The organism is Bradyrhizobium manausense (genome assembly GCF_001440035.1).
Taxonomy (GTDB): Bacteria; Pseudomonadota; Alphaproteobacteria; order Rhizobiales; family Xanthobacteraceae; genus Bradyrhizobium; species Bradyrhizobium manausense.
Genome location: NZ_LJYG01000112.1, coordinates 67,333 through 69,357 on the forward strand (window position 1 = coordinate 67,333; position 2,025 = coordinate 69,357).

The following is a 2,025-nucleotide window of genomic DNA, read 5'->3' on the forward strand; positions in this document are numbered from 1 at the left end:
CCCCCGCCGCAACAGGCGCCGCAGCCGGCGCGCGCCGCCTGCAACAATCCGAACGCGCTGGGCGTCGCCCGCACTGTGGAAATCGACACCACGGGTGGCCCCGGCTTCGGCTTCGAGCATTTCAAGGAGCTCGACTTCCTGCGCGACAAGGAGGTCGTCCTGACCTTCGACGACGGTCCCTGGCCGCGCAACACGCCTGCCGTGCTGAAGGCGCTCGCCGACCAGTGCACCACCGGCATCTTCTTCTCGATCGGCAAGCATGCCACCTACGAGCCGGAGATCCTGAAGCAGGTCTACGCCGCCGGCCACACCGTCGGCACCCACACCTGGTCGCACGCCAATCTCAACGACAAGAAGCTGAACGAAGCGCAGCGCAAGGAAGAGATCGAGAAGGGCATCAGCGCCGTGAAATGGGCACTCGGCGGCATCTCGCCCGCCGCGTTCTTCCGCTTCCCGGCGCTGCAGCATCCGCCGGAGATGGTCACCTATCTCGGCAACCGCAACGTTGCGATCTTCTCCTGCGACATCGACTCCTTCGACTTCAAGGCCTCGAAGCCCGAGAAAGTGATCGAGACCGTGATGAAGAGGCTCGAGACCAAGGGCAAGGGCATCATCCTGATGCACGACTTCCAGAAGCACACGGCGGAAGCCCTGCCCGAGCTGCTGAACCGCCTCAAGGCCGGCGGCTACAAGGTGGTGGCGATGCGCGCCAAGGCGCCGGTGGCCTCGCTGCCCGAATACGACCAGCAGCTGATGAAGGACGTCAAGCTGCCGACAGTCAGCACGCGCCCGGTCAATTCCGTGGTGACGACCGTTTCCGAATAGTCGTCATTTGTCGTTCCGTTTCGAAGGCTACGTCATCGTCTCGGCGGACGGCATGCTTGCCGACGCCAGCCATGTCATGCCCGACAGCCTGAAGTTTAGAGGCGACAAGCTGTTCTTCGAGCAGGCGCTCGATGGTGCTGCGCTGATCGTGCATGGCCGCAACTCGCACGAGGGGCAGCCGAACTCGCCCAAGCGCAAGCGGCTGATCCTGACCCGCAAGATCAAGGCCCTCACCGTCGATCCCGAGATGCCGAACGCGACGCTGTGGAATCCGGAGCATGCGAGCTTCGCGGAGGCCTGCGCATTTGCCGATGTTACCTCGGGGCGGGTCGCGATCATTGGCGGCCCGGTCGTGTTCGACATGTTCATGGACCGTTACGACACCTTCTGGCTGTCGGAAGCCCCGCATGTGCGGCTACCCGGCGGCGAAGGCTGCTTCGTCGACGTGCCCCGGCGAACGCCGCACGACGTGCTGACGTCACACGGGCTGACTGCGGGGACACCCTATATGCTCGACGCCGCGCATGACGTCACCGTAACGCCGTGGCGGCGGGGCTAGCGCTTTAGACGTCGCCGTAGGCGGTCTCGACCGAGCGCGTGGCGCGGCCGTAGCCCATGATCATGAACAGCGCGCCAATGATCGAAAGATTCTTCAGCGCGTCGATCACCACCGCGGCGTTCTCAGGCGCGCTCTGATTCCAGAAATCGGAGAACAGGACGGTCGACACAGCGATGTAGATCACCATCAGCATCGCGAAGAAGCGCGCACCGAAGTTCAGCGCGATCATCAATCCCGCCAGAATCTGGAGCCCTCCGAGCGCGATCGCGAGCAGCTGCGGAGTGGTCATCGCAGTCGCGGTCTCCACCTGCTTGGCATAAGGCGCGATCACATCGGGCACCACGATCTTGCCGGCGATGAAGTCGGCCGTCGCCTGGAGGGGGAAGAACTTGGTGGCGCCCGTGTAGATGAACAGCACGGCGAACAGGATTCGCCCGAAAGTCACGAACGCTGGCATGGTCGGCCTCTTGGCAAAACGCTAACGCGCTGGGAGATTATGATGAGTCCGTTTGCGGTTTTCAAACGCGGAAATGGAAAACGGGAAGTTATTCAAGAGTGTTGGGGCGCGCGTTGGCGCTCCCTAGCGGAATCGAACCGACCGGAACGAATTCGGCCACCACTCTCTCGGCGTCATGGCCGGG

3 protein-coding genes are annotated in these 2,025 nt (G+C 63.3%); 2 read left to right on the forward strand and 1 reads right to left on the reverse strand.

The window, feature by feature from the left end; all coding sequences use genetic code 11:
• On the forward strand, positions 1 to 825 hold an 825-nt coding region (locus AOQ71_RS36870), incomplete at its 5' end, for a polysaccharide deacetylase family protein (RefSeq protein ID WP_245317351.1).
• 7 nt (positions 826 to 832) lie between these two features.
• Entirely contained in the window at positions 833 to 1,384 is a 552-nt protein-coding gene (locus AOQ71_RS36875; RefSeq protein WP_057757806.1) for a dihydrofolate reductase, read from the forward strand.
• A gap of 4 nt (positions 1,385 to 1,388) precedes the next feature.
• Here AOQ71_RS36875 and AOQ71_RS36880 read toward each other — a convergent pair whose 3' ends face one another.
• Positions 1,389 to 1,841 (reverse strand): DoxX family protein, encoded by a 453-nt coding sequence (locus tag AOQ71_RS36880; protein WP_057757810.1) that lies wholly within the window; start codon positions 1,839 to 1,841, stop codon positions 1,389 to 1,391.
• Between the last annotated feature and the right edge of the window lie 184 nt (positions 1,842 to 2,025).

Coding starts and splice junctions, on each gene's coding strand:
- AOQ71_RS36880 (WP_057757810.1), bottom strand. CDS start 1,841: ATGCCAGCGTTCGTGACTTTCGGGCGAATCCTGTTCGCCGTGCTGTTC.